This window comes from Bradyrhizobium sp. LB13.1, from assembly GCF_054056815.1.
This window is the reverse complement of the sequence record NZ_JBSRYQ010000001.1, coordinates 1,246,107-1,261,792: the sequence shown is the minus strand read 5'-3', so window position 1 is coordinate 1,261,792 and position 15,686 is coordinate 1,246,107. Positions and strand designations below refer to the sequence as shown.

Sequence of the window (15,686 nt, the reverse complement as noted above, 5' to 3'; positions counted from 1 at the left end):
GGTATCCTGATCTAACGCCAAGTCTTGCTCTAACACCAAGTCTTGCTCTAACGCCTGCTTTAACGCCAAGTCTTCTTCTTTTTCCAGCGCCGCTCGCCTCGCGCGCCCGCTTCCTTGGCGCCAAGGTAGAATTCCTGGATGTCCTGGGAATGCATCAAGCGGTCGCAGGTGTCGTTCATCACGATCCGGCCGATCTCCAGCACATAGCCGTAGTGCGCCGTCTCCAGCGCAACCTTGGCGTTCTGCTCGACCAGCAGGATCGACATGCCCTGCTCCTCGTTGACCCGGCGGATGATGGAGAAGATCTCCTTCACGAGCAGCGGCGACAGGCCGAGCGAGGGCTCGTCGAGCAGCAGCAGCGTCGGCCGGTTCATCAGCGCGCGGCCGATCGCGAGCATCTGCTGTTCGCCGCCGGAGAGCTGTCCGGCCGGTTGGTTGATGCGCTCCTTCAAACGCGGGAAATAGCCGTAGACACGCTCCAGATCTTCCGCAACGCCCTCACGATCCCTACGCGGATAGGCGCCCATCATCAGATTCTCGCGCACGGAGAGGAACGGAAACACCTCGCGTCCCTCCGGCACGTGGCTGAGGCCGAGCCGCACGATTCTGTCCGCCTCCATGCGTTGGATCGGCCTGCCCATGAACTCGATGGCGCCCTTCTGCGGATCGAGAATGCCGGAGATGGTCTTCAGCACCGTGGTCTTGCCAGCGCCGTTGGCGCCCAGCAGGGTGACGATACGGCCGCGCGGCACCTCCAACGAGATGCCGCGGATCGCCATGATCGGCCCGTAATAGCTCTCGATGTTGGAGAGCTTCAAGATGATATCGGGCGTGACGGCGGCGTCCATGCGTCAGGCTCCCAAATACGCGGCGACGACGTCAGGGTGCTGCTGCACTTCGGCGGGGGAGCCCGTGGCCAGCACCCGGCCGTAGTTCAGCGCAATGACGCGGTCGGAGACGCGGTTGACCAGCGACATGTCGTGCTCGACCATGAGCACGGTGACGCCGAGATCGTTCTTCAGGTCGCGGATCCAGAACGACATGCCGTCGGTCTCCTCGACGTTGAGGCCCGAGGACGGCTCGTCGAGCAGGATCAGCTTGGGCTCCGAGCACAGCGCACGCGCAAGCTCGATCACCTTGCGCACGCCATAGGGAAGGCCGGAGATCAGCTTGTCGCGATAAGGCTCGAGATCGAGGAACTCGATCACCTGCTCGACCCGGCGGCGATGCAGCTTCTCGCCCGCGCGCACGCTTGGCAGGAACAACAGCTCCTGCCAGAGCTGCGTGGTTGAATGCCGGTGGCGGCCGACCAAAAGGTTCGACAGCACGGTGGCATTCTCGAACAGCTCGATGTTCTGGAAAGTGCGGGCGATGCCGAGCCTTGCGATGTCGTAGGGCGGCTGCTCGGTGATGTCCTGGTCCTCGAAGAAGATGCGGCCCGAGGTCGGCCGGTAGATCCGCGAGATCAAATTGAAGATCGAGCTCTTGCCGGCGCCGTTGGGTCCGATGATCGAGAGGATCTCGCCCCTCTCCACCGCGAACGACACCGCATCGACCGCCTTCAGCCCGCCGAAATGCAGCGACAGATTCTCTGCGCGAAAATAGCTCATCGGTTGCGCTCCGACTTCACATAGATCTTCTGCCGCTTGAAGGTGGCGCGCTTGTAGAGTGGGAACAGCTGGAAGAAGAGTTTTATCTTCAGCCAGCGGCCGTAGAGCCCGAGCGGCTCGAACAGCACGAACAATACGATAATGATGCCGTAGATCGCGCCTTTCAGGCCATTGAGCGAGGCGAAGGCCGCGACCTTGGACTGAATGTTGGCCGCGCCTTGCGTGCCTGCTCCGAACATCGCGGCAATGCCGGCGATGATGCCGGGCATGTCGTCCTTGAGGTAGGTCAGGAACGGATCGATCATCACGATGAAGATCGCCCCCAACACCGCGCCGTGCAGGCTGAAGGTGCCGCCGATCAGGATCACGATGATGAACTCGATCGAGAGCTGCAGCGTGAACATCTCCGGTGAGATGAAGGAGAGCTTGTGCGCGAACAGCACGCCGGCGAAGCCGGTGATCGCCGCCGAGATCGCAAAGGATTTGACTTTGTACAGCGCGACATTGACGCCCATGCTCCGCGCCGCGGTCTCGCTGTCGCGGATCGCGACGAAGGCGCGCCCGGTCGGCGAACGCAGCAAATTGAGCGTGCCGACGATGGTCAGCACCAGCAGGGCAAGGCAGAGGAAATAGAAGGTCGGGCTGTCGCGCGAGACTGTGACGCCGAACAGCGCCACCGCCTTGATCCGCATGCCCTCGTTGCCGTTGGTGACGCTCTCCCCAGCGCGCCAGGATCTCTTCGACGATGAAGGCGAAGGAGATGGTGGCGATGACGAGATAAATGCCTTGCAGCCGCAGCGCGGGGAAGCCGACCAGCGCACCGATCAGACCGGTCAGGAGCCCGGCCGCGAGGAAATAGACCGGGAACGGCACTCCATATTTCTGCAAGTACGCCGCCGTATACGCGCCGATCGCGAGAAACGCCGCATGGCCGAGCGAGGCCTGCCCGGTGAAGCCCGTCAAAATCAGCAGCGCCACACCGACGGTCGCATAGATGCAGACGAAGACGAGTTGGCTCATCAGATAGCTGGAGAGCACATAGGGGGCGATCAGCAGCACGGCCAGCAGGAGACCGTATGAGACGAAATAGCCCGAGTGCGGGAACAGCTTGATGTCGTCTTCATAGTCGGTCTTGAACAGGAAGCGCATGGCGTTCAGACCTTCTTGCGGACGTGACGGCCGAACAGGCCTTCGGGCTTCAGCAGGAGCACGGCGAGCAGCACGATGTAGGGCGCGACGTCCTTCCAGCCCTCGACCAGATAGAAGCCGGCCATGCTCTCGATGACGCCGATCAGGACGCCGCCGACGACGGCGCCGGGGATCGAGCCGAACCCGCCGAGCACGGCGGCCGGAAAGGCCTTCAGGCCAAGCACCAGACCGACATTGGAATGGATGAAGGTGATCGGCGCCAGCAGCACGCCAGCGCAGGTCGCAACCGCCGCGCTGATCGCCCAGACGATCGACACCACGCGCTTGACCGGGATGCCCATGTAATAGGCTGCCAGCATGTTCTCGGAACTGGCGCGCATCGCGGTGCCGAGCATGGTCTTGTTGAAGAACAGCCAGAGCAACGTGCAGAGGATGACGGTGGCCGCGATCACCGAGAGCTTGTCGTAGGCGAGCACCAGCGAACCAATGCGCAGCACGCCCTGGCTGAACGGCGTGTCGATCTTGAAATCGTCGGTGCCCCAGATCATGCCGGCGACCGAGCGCAGGAAATAAGCCGAGCCCGATGGTGGCCATGATGATGGAGAATTGCGGATAGCCGAGGATTGGCCGCACCACCACGCGCTCGGCCAGCATGCCGAACAGCGCCATCGCCGCCACCGCGCCGGCAAAGCCGACCCAGTAGTTCAGGCCCAACATGCCGATGAAGGTGAAGGCGAAGAAGCCGCCCAGCATCATCAAATCGCCCTGGGCGAAATTGACGACCTCGGTGGCCTTGTAGACGAGCACGAAACCGAGCGCGATCAGGCCGTAGACGCAGCCGAGCGCAACACCGCTGACCAGCTGCTGAACGAAATCCAGCATCGTCGCGCATCCTCCCGATACAACCGGCGGTTCTTCCTGACCGCCTTGCCGCATCTTGTGTTCAGTCGCTACGCAGTCGTTTCGCCGCGTTCGCGCCATTCGTCCCTTGGCCAATTCAGCCTGAACCGCCAAGCGCTGTCAACAAACGGTGACTTGCCTTTAGTCCAATCCGGATGACGGAATTTGCGGCAGCGCGATTCACGGTGCCGAAACATCTTCGGATCATGGTCGCGGACGATGCAAAACCGCAAAGTGTGGCCGTCATGAAGCCGAACGACTCGGCGCTCGAAGTCCTGGGGTTAACGAAGCGTTTTGACCGCCTGGCGGTCGATAGCCTCGATCTCACCATCCATGCCGGCGAATTCTATGCGCTGGTCGGCCCCAATGGCGCCGGCAAGACCACCACTTTGCGCATGGTTGCCGGCTTGCTGCGGCCCGATGCCGGCGCGGTCTCGATCTTCGGCATCGATGCGCTCCAAAACCCCGTCGCCGCCAAGCAGGTGATGGCGTGGGTCTCCGACGAGCCCATGATCTACGACAAGCTCACCCCGCTCGAATATCTCGAATTCGTCGCCGGTCTGTGGGGCATCGCACCATCGGTCTCGGAACCGGTCGCCGAGGGGCTGCTCGCCTCGCTCGGGCTCGAGCCGCACCGGCACGAGCGCTGCGAGGGCTTTTCCAAGGGCATGCGCCAGAAGGTCGCTCTCGCCGGCGCACTGGTGCACGATCCCCGCCTCATCATTCTCGACGAGCCGCTGACGGGACTGGACGCCGTCTCCGCCCGCCACGTGAAGGGATTGCTGAGCGATCGCGTGCGCGCCGGCTGCACCGTCATCATGACCACGCATATCCTCGAGGTCGCCGAACGCATGGCCGACCGCATCGGCGTGATCGCAGCCGGGCGGCTGGTCGCGGAGGGCACGCTGACCGAGCTGCGTCAGCAGAACGGCCACGCCGATACCAGCCTGGAAGATCTCTTCATCGCGCTGGTGACGCTCCAGGAAGCCGCATGAGTTCGGCCACCGCGCTCTCCTGGTTTGCCCGCCACGAGCTCCGGCTCGCCTGGCGCGAATGGTTCGCCATGATGACCGGCGGGCGGCGCAAACGGGCGCGTGTCGCGGTGATCGGCCTGCTGTTGTTCGCGGCGCTGCTGCACGTGCCGGCCTGGGCGGTGATCGGCCGCTTCGCGGACCTGGAACTGCCGCTCGACAAATCCTCGCTGATCGTGATCTCGGCGACCATCTTTCTCGCCTGGACGCTGATGCTGTCACAGGCGATCGAATCGGTGACGCGGGTGTTTTACGCCCGCGCCGATCTCGACCTCATCATGTCCTCGCCCGCGACGCTGGCCAATCTGTTCTCGGTGCGCATCGCCGCGATCGCACTCACCGTCACGGTGATAGCGCTGCTGTTCTCGACGCCCTTCATCGACGTGCTGGTGTTCGGGGGCGGCGCACGCTGGCTTGCGGCGTTCGGCCTCGTCGTCGCCATGGGCCTGTCGGCTGCGGCGATCGCGATTGCCGTCACCATCCTGCTGTTCCGCCTGATCGGCCCGGCGCGGACACGGTTCGTCGCGCAGATCCTCGCCGCGATCATCGGCGCCGGCTTCGTGATCGCGCTCCAGGTCGCGGCAATCATGTCCTACGGCACGCTGTCGCGCTTCACCATCCTGACCTCGGGTAGCGTGGCTGACCATGCCCCCGACGTCGACAGCATCTGGTGGTGGCCGGCGCGCGCGGCCATAGGCGACAGCGAGGCGCTGCTGCTGCTTCTGGCGCTCGGCCTCGTGCTGCTCGGGAGCGTCATGGCGATCTTCTCGGGCCGCTTTGCAGACACCGCGATCGATGCCGCCGCCTATGGCGCGTCCGGCCGCACAAGCGCGAAGGAGCGCCCGTTCCGCGGCGGGTCGCGGCAGCAGGCGCTGCGGCGCAAGGAGTTTTCGCTGCTGTGGCGCGATCCCTGGCTGATCTCGCAGACCCTGATGCAGCTGCTCTATCTGGTGCCGCCGGCGCTGCTGCTCTGGCGCAGCTTTGCCGACAGCTCCGCGGCGCTGACGCTGATCACGCCCGTCATCGTCATGGCGGCGGGACAACTCGCCGGCGGGCTCGCCTGGCTGACGATCTCGGGCGAGGACGCGCCTGATCTGGTCGCGACCGCGCCGCTAACTTCGTCCAGCGTCATCCGCGCCAAGATCGAAGTGGTGCTGATCGCGATTGCCGTCATCTTCTGCCCGCTGATCGCCGCGCTCGCTTTCGTCTCGCCATTCCAGGCCGCGGTCAGCGCCGGCGCGGTCATCGTCAGCGCGGCGTCCGCGACCGCGATCCAGCTCTGGTTCCGGGTGCAGGCCCGGCGCAGCCAATTCCGCCGCCGCCAGACTTCCTCCCGGCTTGCGACCTTCGCCGAGGCGTTCTCCTCGATCGGCTGGGCTGCCAGCGCAGCGCTGCTGCTCGCGCTGCCCATCGCCGGTCTCGTCAGCGGCCTGATCACCGCTAGCCTGGTCGCCATCACCTGGAAGTTCAGCCCAAGGCGTGAATAATTAGAAGGCGGGAGTGAAGGCGGCCTCCCTTGAAAGTAAGGATAAATTGCCTTACTGATCGAAGATCTCAAGGATCGAAGGAATCCCATGAGCACGCTCACCGTCACGGCAAAGGGGCAGGTCACGTTGCGGAAGGACCTGTTGGAACATCTCGGGGGGGGGGTGTGCATCCGGGCGATAAAATCTCGATAGAAAAGCTTCCTGGGGGGCGAGTTGAGGTGAAGGCAGTTCGGCCCACCGGGAAGATCTCGAATGCCTTCGGCTTCCTGAAAGGAAAGACGAACGGTCGATCGCTCTCAATCGAGGAGATGAACGCCGTCATTGCTGATGGCTGGGCCGGCAAGCGATGAAGATAACACCCGACACCAACGTCTTGGTGCGGGTGTTGGTCGGCGATGATGCCGAACAGAGCAAGTTGGCCGAAGCCCTTCTGGAGAACGCGGACCTAATAGCCATCTCGATTCCCGCATTATGCGAGTTAGCTTGGGTCCTCTCACGAGGCTACAAAACCTCTGCTGGAAATATCGCGGCTTCGATCCGGCACTTGATCAATGCCTCCAATGTGGTCGTCAACCGGCCCGTAGCTGAGGCTGGATTAGCGCTCCTCGACGCCGGGGGCGATTTTGCCGATGGCGTCATCGCCCACGAAGGCAATTGGCTTGGGGGGCCGATACTTTCGTGTCGTTCGACAAAAAGGCCGTGAAACTGATCGAGGCGAGCGGCGGAATGGCGCGGCTCGCCAGCACCACATGACGCGAGGATAATTCGTAGATACACTCATCAGATCGTCGATAAGCGGCGGACGGTTCCTGATGTCTCGACTATTGCTGACGGTCTGTGCGCTTCTCGGTTGGCTGGTAACACCTGCCTTCGCCCAGCAGCCTCAGCGCAGCGAATGCCTGGCGATGGCGAATGCGGCCCCCCGCGTGACGCCTGTCGCGTTGCGGCAGGCCGCGGCCTCGGCTGAAGTCCAGATCACCTATGCCGGCCATTCCACCTATTTCATCGACACGCCCGGCGGCTTGCGCATCGCCACCGATTATAGCGGCGCCTATCAGGTGGGACGGCTGCCCGATGTCGCCACCATGAACCGGGCCCACAGCACGCATTGTTCTCTATATCCCGATAGGCGCATTCCTCATGTGCTGCATGGCTGGGGCGAGGACGGCAAGCCGGCGCTGGTCTCGGAGCGCATCGGCGACACCTTCATCCGCAACGTCACCACCGACATCCGCCGCTATTTCGGCGACGATTCCGGCGCCGACATGATCCGCGACGGCAATTCGATCTTCATCTTCGAGGTCGCGGGCCTCTGCATCGGCCATCTCGGCCATCTCCACCACAAGCTCGACGACAGCCATTTTGCCCAGATCGGGCGGCTCGACATCGTGATGGTGCCGATCGACGGCACCTACACCATGTCGCTCGACGGCGTCTCCGAGATCACCAAGCGGCTGCGCGCCTCGGTGGTGCTGCCGATGCACCGCTTCGCGACCCCGCTCGACGAGTTTATGCGCCTCATCGGCCAACAGTTCGAGATCGACCGGCGCATGGAGCGAAGTTTCCGGATGTCGCGGGATGCGCTGCCGTCGAAGCCGACGGTGGTTATCCTCGACGGCGTCTGACGCGCAATTTTCTCCAAGCCGGCCATCGGCCGGCCGTGCTGGTCTCCTGAGCAGAGGAGATCGACATGACAGACTTTGCGAGATTATTGCATGCGGACGGACCGAACCCCGAGCACGCGGCGGCGCTCCAGCTTTATGGCCGCTTCGTCGGCGATTGGGACGCCGAGATCAGCGCCCATGGCCCCCACGGAACGAAACACACCGCGCCCGGCGAAATCCATTTCGGCTGGGTGCTGGAGGGCCGCGCCGTGCAGGACGTCTGGATCATCCCGCGCCCGACAGGCAGCCCGGCCTTGCCGATCGCCGGCAATTGGTACGGCACCACGCTGCGGGTCTACGATCCGACCATCGACGCATGGCGGATTTCCTGGTTCGATCCCGGCCGTAGCGTGTTCCGCCAACAGATCGGCCGTCCGCGCGGCGAGGACATCGTGCAGGAAGGCACGACCGAAGCCGGCGACCTGACGCGCTGGAGTTTTACGGAGATCACCGCCGATTTCTTCCACTGGCTCGGCGAGGTCAGGCCGGCCACCGCAACCGATTGGCGACTGGTAGTCAATGTGAGGGCGAAGCGGCGCAAGGGCTGACGACAGCGCCGCTGTGCCCGCGATGACGGGTGCGGTTGCGCAACGCGCGCTGCTGCGTGCGAGGACAAGGTGCTAGGCTCCCAGAACAAGAAGCATACATAAGGGGAGCGAACGCCGATGGCTGCAAGCAGTCTGCCCGCCAACACGAGCGGGCTATTCGTCGAGCCGCGCGAGGACTGGCTCGCGCTGCATCGGGAGGAGATCATCGATCCCTTACGGCCGATCGTCGATCCCCATCACCATCTCTGGAATCGCGGACACCGCTATCTGATCGAGGAGATGGCAGCCGATGTCGCCTCCGGCCACAACATCATCGCCACCGTCTATGTCGACTGCCGCTCGATGTATCGCGCGCACGGGCCCGAAGCATTCCGGCCCGTCGGCGAGGTCGAGTTCGCCAACGGCGTGGCCGCGATGAGCGCGAGCGGCGCTTACGGCAAGGCCGCGATCTGCGCCGGCATCGTCAGTCACGCCAATCTTCTGCTCGGCGACGCCGCAAAGCCGGTGCTGGAGGCCGAGATCGCCGCGGGCAACGGTCGCTTCCGCGGCATCCGGCATTCCTCGGCCTGGGACGAAGACCCCGCCGTCGCCGGCATGTATGCGAACCGGCCGAAGGGATTGTTGCAGGATCCGACGTTCCGCAAAGGCTTTGCCTGCCTCGCGCCGCTGAACCTCAGCTTCGATGCCTGGCTGTTTCATCCGCAGATCGGCGAGCTGACCGAACTTGCCCGCGCCTTCCCCGGCACCAGGATCGTGCTCGACCATTGCGGCGGTCCGGCCGGAATCGGCCGCTTTGGCGGGCGGCGCGAGGAGGTGTTTCCGCAGTGGCGCGCCTCGATCCGGGAGATCGCGAAATGCGAGAACGTGGTGGTGAAGCTCGGCGGGCTCGCAATGTGTTTGCTCGGCCACGACTTCCATTTACGCGACAAGCCACCGTCGTCCGAGGAGCTTGCCGCGGCATGGCGGCCCTATGTCGAGACTTGCATCGAGTCATTCGGGGTGAAGCGCGCAATGTTCGAGAGCAATTTCCCGCCGGACAAAGGCCAGTGCAGCTACCAGGTGATCTTCAACGCCTTCAAGCGCATCGCCGCGCCCTTGAGCGAGACCGAGAAGACGGCGCTGTTCTCGCAGACCGCGAGCGACTTCTACCGGCTCGATTTGCCATGAAAAGGGTTGCGTCATGACGGAAAGAGGGGCCGGGATGTTGATCCCGACCCCTCTTCCGTCGTAGCCGCTGGGAAGCGTCCTTGAAACTGTTTGAACTCTAACCGGCACCCATCAGCGAGGCGGGGCGGCGCTCGCCGGCGGAGACGAACATCCGCTTGAGCCTGTTGACGACGCGGATCAGGAAACCGATCATCGCGGGATTGGTCTTGCGGCAGAAGGCGATCTTCTTGACGTGGCCTTCGACGTGCCACTTGGCATGCGCGCCGTCGCGGAAGAAAATGACGTCCCCCGCCTGGGCCGTAGCGCTTCGGCGGCATGCCGTCGCTCTCGAGCACGATCGATCCTTCCATGATCATGATCGTCTCGTCGATATCGTAATACCAGTTGAAGCGCCCTTCGGTGCAAGCCCAGATGATGGTCGAAGCGGTACCATCGGAGCTGGTGGACAGGACGCGCGAGCGCGACACCGGATTGCCCTCGATGATCCAGGACGGCTCGATCGGCCGCAGCTCGAGGTCCACACTGCAACTACCGATTTCAATCAATGAGCGCGACATCTTTTTCCCCTGGGAATAAAATATGACCGGCCGGGCTCGGCCCGGATTGTTTCAAAAGATGTTGGAACGCTAATAGCCTGCTTTTAATTCTTTCTTACGCGGGCCTCGACAATCAGCCGCAAGTTGCAGACCCGAAGCGGTTAACGTCGCGATTCCCCTGCATTTTCGTGCACATGAACCCACCTTTTCCGGGGTGCGACAAAGTGCGCGAACGTGACAATCGAAGGAGCCATGCCGATGCCCCTCACCCCGGAGGTCCTGATAGCCCAAGACGAATCCGTCGCCTGGCTCGGCAGCCTCGACGTCTCCTTCACAACCGACGAGGAGCCCTGGTTCATCGTCGACGGCATCGACAGCCCCCGGCAGATCGGCAGTGACGGCTCCGGCGGCGCGTTCGTGCTGCTGCCGTCGCAGAATGTGCTCTACGTCTCATCGGAAGGCCGCGCGGGAATTATCGCGGAGAGTTTCGAGGCTTTCGTGCAGCTCGTCATCGCGCGCCCCTATTGGCTCGACATCCTCAAATTTTCCGCCGGCGGCGACCTCCCGGAGATGCGGCATGCGGCCGATGAGCTGGAGGCGACGCTCGACGACGAGGACGACGTCAACGAGGCCCGCGAGGAAATCCGCAGGGGCCTCGACTTGCCCGACACGAGCGATCCGGTCGGTGCGCTCTACGACGCGGTGGCGGCTTCCGACGCCATCGTCCGGGCCACCGACGGCAGCCCGTTCACGACGCTGTTCAACCGCTTCAGTATCGACAACAGCCCGATGCTGCGCAACGCGGCGGCGTGAGAGGGGCTTGAGGGTACTTGTCCGGCCTGCATGGTTCGAGACGCGCCGTAACGCGGCGCTCCTCACCATGAGGGTCTAAGATGTCGCAACGAAGCAAGACCTCATCCTGAGGAGCCCGCCAATGGCGGGCGTCTCGAAGGATGGGCCGCAAGACGCGTTACTTCGCCCACTCACCCTTGCGAAACACCGGCACCTTGCTTCCGTCGGCGAGAATGCCGTCGATATCGGTCTCGGCCGAGCCGATCATCCAGTCGATATGGATCAGGCTCTGGTTGCCGCCTTGCGCGGCGATTTGCTGCGGCGTGAGCTGCGCGCCGTTGACGAAGCACTTCGAATAGCACTGGCCGAGCGCGATGTGCGAGGCCGCATTCTCGTCGAACAGCGTGTTGTAGAACAACAGCCCGCTCTGCGAGATCGGCGACGAATGCGGCACCAGCGCGACTTCGCCGAGACGGCGCGCGCCCTCGTCGGTGTCCAGCACCTTGTTCAGCACCTCCGCGCCGCGCGAGGCTTTTGCGTCGACGATCCTGCCGTCCTCGAAGCGCACCGCGATGTTGTCGATCAGCGTGCCCTGGTAGGACAGCGGCTTCGAGCTCACGACATGGCCGTAGACCCGCCGGCAATGCGGCGTGGTGAAAACCTCTTCAGTCGGAATGTTGGCGTTGCAGCCGATTCCGTTCTTGGACAGCGAGGCCCCGCCCTCCCACTCGTGTCCGTCGGCAAGCCCGATGGTGAGGTCGGTGCCGGGACCTGAATATTGCAGCGCGCGAAAATGCTGGCCGTTGAGCCAGTTGGTGCGCTCACGCAGCACCGCATTGTGGCTCGCCCAATTGCCCATCGCGTCCTCGCGGTCGACGCGCGAAGCGGCAAAGATCGCATCGGCCAGCTTGCCGATCGCAACGTCTTCCGGATCGTTCGGAAACACCTGCTTCGCCCAGGACGGGCTGGGATAGGCGATGATGTTCCAGTTGGTGTCGAAATTGACGATTTTCTCCAGCGCCGGCTGATAGGCCATCGAATTGGCCTTGCTGGCGCGTGCCACCTTGGACGGATCTTCGTCCGACAGCAGCATCGGATTGTCCCCGACGATGGCGAGCCGCGCCGTGTTATTGGAGAATGCCTTCGCCATGCCGTCATAGAGCCAGTTGGCGGCGCGATCGAAGCTGTTGTCGTGGCCGTGGCGGTAGCGCGCCAGCGTCATCTCTTCGTCGGAGAGTATCGGCGTCACGATGCCGGCGCCGGCTTTGTAGGCATGCACGGCGATCCGCCGCACCAGCGGCAACGCGATCGCGGGCGCCGTCAAGAGCACATCCTGGCCCGGCCGCAAGCCCAGGCCCACCTTCACCGCCACCTCGGCCAGCCGGTCGAGCTTCACGGGATCGATGGGAGGGGAGGTGATGCGTTGATCAGTCATGCCAGATCCTCTGCCGAACGTCTCTCACTCAATCTAAGTCTAGCATTGCGAGACACAAGTGTGCGAGTGCCTTGCGACACGCCAAAGATACGCAGTTTCATGCATTTTGGTTTTCAACGCGTTGCCGATTTCAGCACCCGGTCGACCATGGCGGGAGCAAGGCCGAGGTAATTTTTCGGTGATGTGAGCGCCTCGATCGTGGCACGGTCGATTCTGGCAGAGACACGGGCGTCGGACGAGAGCGCGTCCGCCAGCGTCAGGCCGTTCTCATTGGCGAGCCGGCAGGCGTCATAGACCACGTCATGCGCCTCCTGCCGCCCGATCTGCGGCGCGAGCCCCATCATGACCGCTTCGGCCACGATCAGACCGCGGCTGACGCCGAGATTCTCGTTCATCTTGCTTTCGTCCACGATGAGGCCGGCGAGCGCGAACTTCGCCTGGTACAAGGCGCCGGCGGTCAGCACGAAGCTTTCCGGGATCGCCATCCATTCGGCGTGCCAGGGCCCGGTGGCGCGCTCGAAATCCTGCACCATGGCATCCAGCATGAGGCCGGCGTGCTGGCGCACCGCCTTGGACGCAGCGAGCATCAGCTCCGAGGAGATCGGGTTGCGCTTCTGCGGCATGGTCGAAGAAGCGCCGCGCCCCTTGACGAAGGGCTCGTAGACCTCGCCGAATTCCGTCGAGGCCATGATCATGATGTCGAGCGCGATCTTGCCGAGCGAGCCGGTGACGAGTGCGAGAAAGTTCACGGTCTCGGCAAAGCCGTCGCGTGCGACGTGCCAGGTCGAGGCGGGAACGCCGAGCTTCAGCTCGGCGCAGAGCGCTTCCTGCACCTCAAAGCCCTTGGCGCCGAGCGAGGCCAGCGTGCCGGCCGCGCCGGCGAACTGGCCGACCAGGACGCGCGGCTTCAATTGTGCCAGACGTTCGGCGTGGCGGTCGAACATCGCAAGCCAGATCGCGGTCTTGTAGCCGAAGGTGACCGGCAGTGCTTGCTGGAGATGGGTGCGGCCCGCCATCGGCGTGTCGCGGTAGCGCTTCGAGATGTCAGCGAGGATCTGGCGCAGGGCGGCGATGTCCTGTCCGACGATCTCAAGCCCGGCGCGCAGTTGCAGCACCACGGCGGTGTCCATGATGTCCTGCGTGGTCGCACCCCAATGCACATAGCGGCCGGCCTCGCCACATTGCTTCACCATCTGATGCACCAAGGGCAAGATCGGATAGCCGACGACATCGGTCTCCTGCCGCAACAGGTCGAAATCGAGTGCGGCAACATCGGTCCGCGCCGCGATCTGATCGGCAGCATCCTGCGGGATCACCCCGCACTTCGCTTCCGCCTTCGCCAGCGCCACTTCGACCTCGGCATAGCGCGCGACCGTCGCAACGTCGGAAAACACCTCCCGCATCTGCGGCGTACCGAAGGCATCGCGGAACAAGATGGAATCGAGCACGGTGGTCGAGGCGGGAAAAGCGGGCATGAGCGTTTCTTCGTGGTTTGTGTTCTGTGTGAGGCAGCTTACGCAGACGGAGCTGTTCGGCAATGGACAAAGCCCCCTACTCCCGTCATTCTGGGGCGGGCGTAGCCCGGTGCATCCGGTCGCGACCATCCGGCTTCAATCGCCACATTCTCGTTGAAGTTGCATTCCTCCTCATAAACCGCATGGCAGCCATCACGCGATCGTGGTGAACCGGGCAGGCCCCTCGGCGGACTCACAGACTTCAGTCGAAATCCGTTTTGATTTTATTATTGCCGATGTCATTGTAAGGTCTGAGCCTTCGACGTGCAGTTTCTGTTCCGGGATCATCTGCTCGATACCGACTTGCGCGAACTGAGCCGCGAGCAGGTTCCAGTTGCCGTGGAGCCGCAGGTCTTCGATCTCGTCGTCCACCTCATGGAGAACCGCGACCGGGTGGTCAGCAAGGACGAGCTTATCGACAAGATCTGGCACGGGCGCAGCGTCTCCGAATCCACTCTGACCAGCCGGATCAATGCGGCACGCAAGGCGGTCGGCGACAGCGGCGCGAGCCAGGCACTGATCCGTACCATCTCACGCAAGGGTTTTCGTTTCGTCGGCGATGTCGAGACCAAGCGTGGGGCGACCGCTCCGGAACCCGGTTTCGGCGCGAAGGTTTTGCAGGCCCCGCTCGCACTACCGGACCGGCCGGCGATCGCGGTGCTGCCCTTCACCAACATGAGCGGCGACCGCGAGCAGGATTATTTCTCCGACGGGATCAGCGAGGACATCATCACAGCGCTGTCGAAGCTGCGCTGGTTCTTCGTCGTCGCGCGCAACTCCTCCTTCGTCTACAAGGGGCGCGCCGTCCACATGCACGAGGTCGCGCGAGATCTCGGCGTGCGCTACGTGCTGGAAGGCAGCGTGCGGCGGAGCGGCGATCGCGTGCGTATCTCCGCGCAGCTCAACGACGTCTCGACCGGCAGCCATCTCTGGGCCGAACGGTACGACCGCGAGCTTGCCGACATCTTCGCCGTGCAGGACGAGATCACCGAGGCGATCGTCGCCGCGATCGAGCCGCAGCTCTATACCGCCGAAAGTTTTCGCGCCCAGCAGAAGCCGCCGGGAAGCCTGGATGCCTGGGACCTCGTGATGCGCGCCTTGTCGCATTACTGGCGCATCACCCGCGAGGACAATGCCGCCTCGCAAGAACTGCTCGAAAAGGCCGTCGCGCTCGATCCCGCCTATGGCAAGGCGCTCGGCCTGCTCGCGACCAGCCACATCTTCGGCGCGCATATGGGCTGGGCCGGCATGGCCGCGACCGTGCCGGTCGCCGAGCGCGCGGCGCTCGCGGCGGTGGAGGCCGATCGTGAGGATGCCTGGGCCCATCACGGCCTCGCTTATACTTATCTATTCCGCCGCCGTTTCGACGACGCGCTGGCGGAATTCGAGCTGACGCTGGAGCTCAATCCGAACTTTGCGATGGCGCACGCCTTCCACGGCGTGACGCTGTGCTACGCGGGACGATGGCAGGACGGCGATGCCGCCGCGCGCCGCGCGCTGCGGCTCAGCCCGCGCGATCCGCTCGCGGCGATCTATTGCGGCGTTGCCGCCTATGCCCGTTTCATCGGCCACGACTACGAAGGCGCCACGCAGATGGCGCGCGAATCGATGCGGCAGCGCGCCGATTTCGTCGGCGCGCATCGCGTGCTGACGGCCGCCGCCGGAATGTCAGGGGATCCCGCGCTCGCGGCTTCCGCACTGGAAGGCCTGCGCCGCGCCCAACCCGGCATCTCGCTCGCCTGGGTCACGCGCGAGCTGCCGATGCTGCGGGAAGAGGATCGCGAGCATTACCTCGAGGGATTGCGGCGCGCAGGGATGAGGTAGCTAACCTCTCCTCTCCCGCTCGCGAGGAG

11 protein-coding genes and 5 pseudogenes are annotated in these 15,686 nt (G+C 63.8%); 9 read left to right on the top strand and 7 right to left on the bottom strand.

Going from position 1 to position 15,686, the window contains the following annotated elements:
* Positions 1 to 59 precede the first annotated feature (59 nt).
* The 4 genes and pseudogenes from ACVWYI_RS05920 to ACVWYI_RS05905 form a co-directional block, all read right to left on the bottom strand.
* On the bottom strand, positions 60 to 848 hold the full coding sequence (locus ACVWYI_RS05920) for an ABC transporter ATP-binding protein (protein WP_247344230.1): 789 nt from the start codon (positions 846 to 848) through the stop codon (positions 60 to 62).
* 3 nt (positions 849 to 851) lie between these two features.
* A complete protein-coding gene (locus ACVWYI_RS05915) occupies positions 852 to 1,610 on the bottom strand; it encodes an ABC transporter ATP-binding protein (RefSeq protein WP_247344232.1) in 759 nt (252 codons plus the stop codon).
* Positions 1,607 to 2,759 (bottom strand): annotated as a pseudogene (locus ACVWYI_RS05910) (branched-chain amino acid ABC transporter permease). The gene ACVWYI_RS05915 and the pseudogene ACVWYI_RS05910 overlap by 4 nt, the downstream one beginning before the upstream one ends.
* A 5-nt stretch (positions 2,760 to 2,764) precedes the next feature.
* Positions 2,765 to 3,641, bottom strand: a pseudogene (locus ACVWYI_RS05905) (branched-chain amino acid ABC transporter permease).
* A 263-nt stretch (positions 3,642 to 3,904) separates the two neighbouring features.
* Here ACVWYI_RS05905 and ACVWYI_RS05900 point away from each other — a divergent pair.
* From ACVWYI_RS05900 to ACVWYI_RS05870, 7 genes and pseudogenes are all read left to right on the top strand, one after another.
* Positions 3,905 to 4,654 (top strand): ABC transporter ATP-binding protein, encoded by a 750-nt coding sequence (locus tag ACVWYI_RS05900; protein ID WP_456661482.1) that lies wholly within the window; start codon positions 3,905 to 3,907, stop codon positions 4,652 to 4,654.
* Positions 4,651 to 6,177: a permease gene (locus ACVWYI_RS05895; protein ID WP_456651716.1), complete on the top strand. Its 1,527-nt coding sequence runs from the start codon at positions 4,651 to 4,653 to the stop codon at positions 6,175 to 6,177. The genes ACVWYI_RS05900 and ACVWYI_RS05895 overlap by 4 nt, the downstream gene beginning before the upstream one ends.
* An 87-nt stretch (positions 6,178 to 6,264) precedes the next feature.
* Positions 6,265 to 6,527: pseudogene (locus tag ACVWYI_RS05890) on the top strand (AbrB/MazE/SpoVT family DNA-binding domain-containing protein).
* Positions 6,524 to 6,930, top strand: a pseudogene (locus ACVWYI_RS05885) (type II toxin-antitoxin system VapC family toxin). Before ACVWYI_RS05890 ends, ACVWYI_RS05885 begins: the two co-directional pseudogenes overlap by 4 nt.
* Positions 6,931 to 6,989: 59 nt before the next feature.
* The gene (locus tag ACVWYI_RS05880) at positions 6,990 to 7,802 is read left to right on the top strand and encodes an MBL fold metallo-hydrolase (protein ID WP_456661481.1); all 813 of its coding nucleotides are present in this window, start codon (positions 6,990 to 6,992) and stop codon (positions 7,800 to 7,802) included.
* 65 nt (positions 7,803 to 7,867) lie between these two features.
* On the top strand, positions 7,868 to 8,389 hold the full coding sequence (locus tag ACVWYI_RS05875; RefSeq protein WP_456661480.1) for a hypothetical protein: 522 nt from the start codon (positions 7,868 to 7,870) through the stop codon (positions 8,387 to 8,389).
* Between the two features lie 117 nt (positions 8,390 to 8,506).
* Complete coding sequence (locus ACVWYI_RS05870) at positions 8,507 to 9,556, top strand: amidohydrolase family protein (RefSeq protein WP_354051365.1); 1,050 nt, start codon at positions 8,507 to 8,509, stop codon at positions 9,554 to 9,556.
* Positions 9,557 to 9,653: 97 nt separating this feature from the next.
* Here the strand turns inward: ACVWYI_RS05870 and ACVWYI_RS05865 are convergent.
* A pseudogene (locus tag ACVWYI_RS05865) lies at positions 9,654 to 10,113 on the bottom strand (cupin domain-containing protein).
* Between the two features lie 237 nt (positions 10,114 to 10,350).
* Between ACVWYI_RS05865 and ACVWYI_RS05860 the strand changes: the two are divergent.
* Positions 10,351 to 10,905 (top strand): hypothetical protein, encoded by a 555-nt coding sequence (locus ACVWYI_RS05860; protein WP_456661479.1) that lies wholly within the window; start codon positions 10,351 to 10,353, stop codon positions 10,903 to 10,905.
* A 157-nt stretch (positions 10,906 to 11,062) separates the two neighbouring features.
* Here ACVWYI_RS05860 and ACVWYI_RS05855 read toward each other — a convergent pair whose 3' ends face one another.
* Together ACVWYI_RS05855 and pcaB are read right to left on the bottom strand one after the other, a co-directional pair.
* On the bottom strand, positions 11,063 to 12,319 hold the full coding sequence (locus tag ACVWYI_RS05855) for an aminopeptidase (RefSeq protein ID WP_456661478.1): 1,257 nt from the start codon (positions 12,317 to 12,319) through the stop codon (positions 11,063 to 11,065).
* Between the two features lie 113 nt (positions 12,320 to 12,432).
* Positions 12,433 to 13,794 (bottom strand): 3-carboxy-cis,cis-muconate cycloisomerase, encoded by a 1,362-nt coding sequence (gene pcaB / locus ACVWYI_RS05850; RefSeq protein WP_456661477.1) that lies wholly within the window; start codon positions 13,792 to 13,794, stop codon positions 12,433 to 12,435.
* A 303-nt stretch (positions 13,795 to 14,097) separates the two neighbouring features.
* On the opposite strand from pcaB, the gene ACVWYI_RS05845 reads away from it, so the two are divergent.
* Entirely contained in the window at positions 14,098 to 15,657 is a 1,560-nt protein-coding gene (locus ACVWYI_RS05845; RefSeq protein ID WP_456661476.1) for a winged helix-turn-helix domain-containing protein, read from the top strand.
* Positions 15,658 to 15,686: the final 29 nt, after the last annotated feature.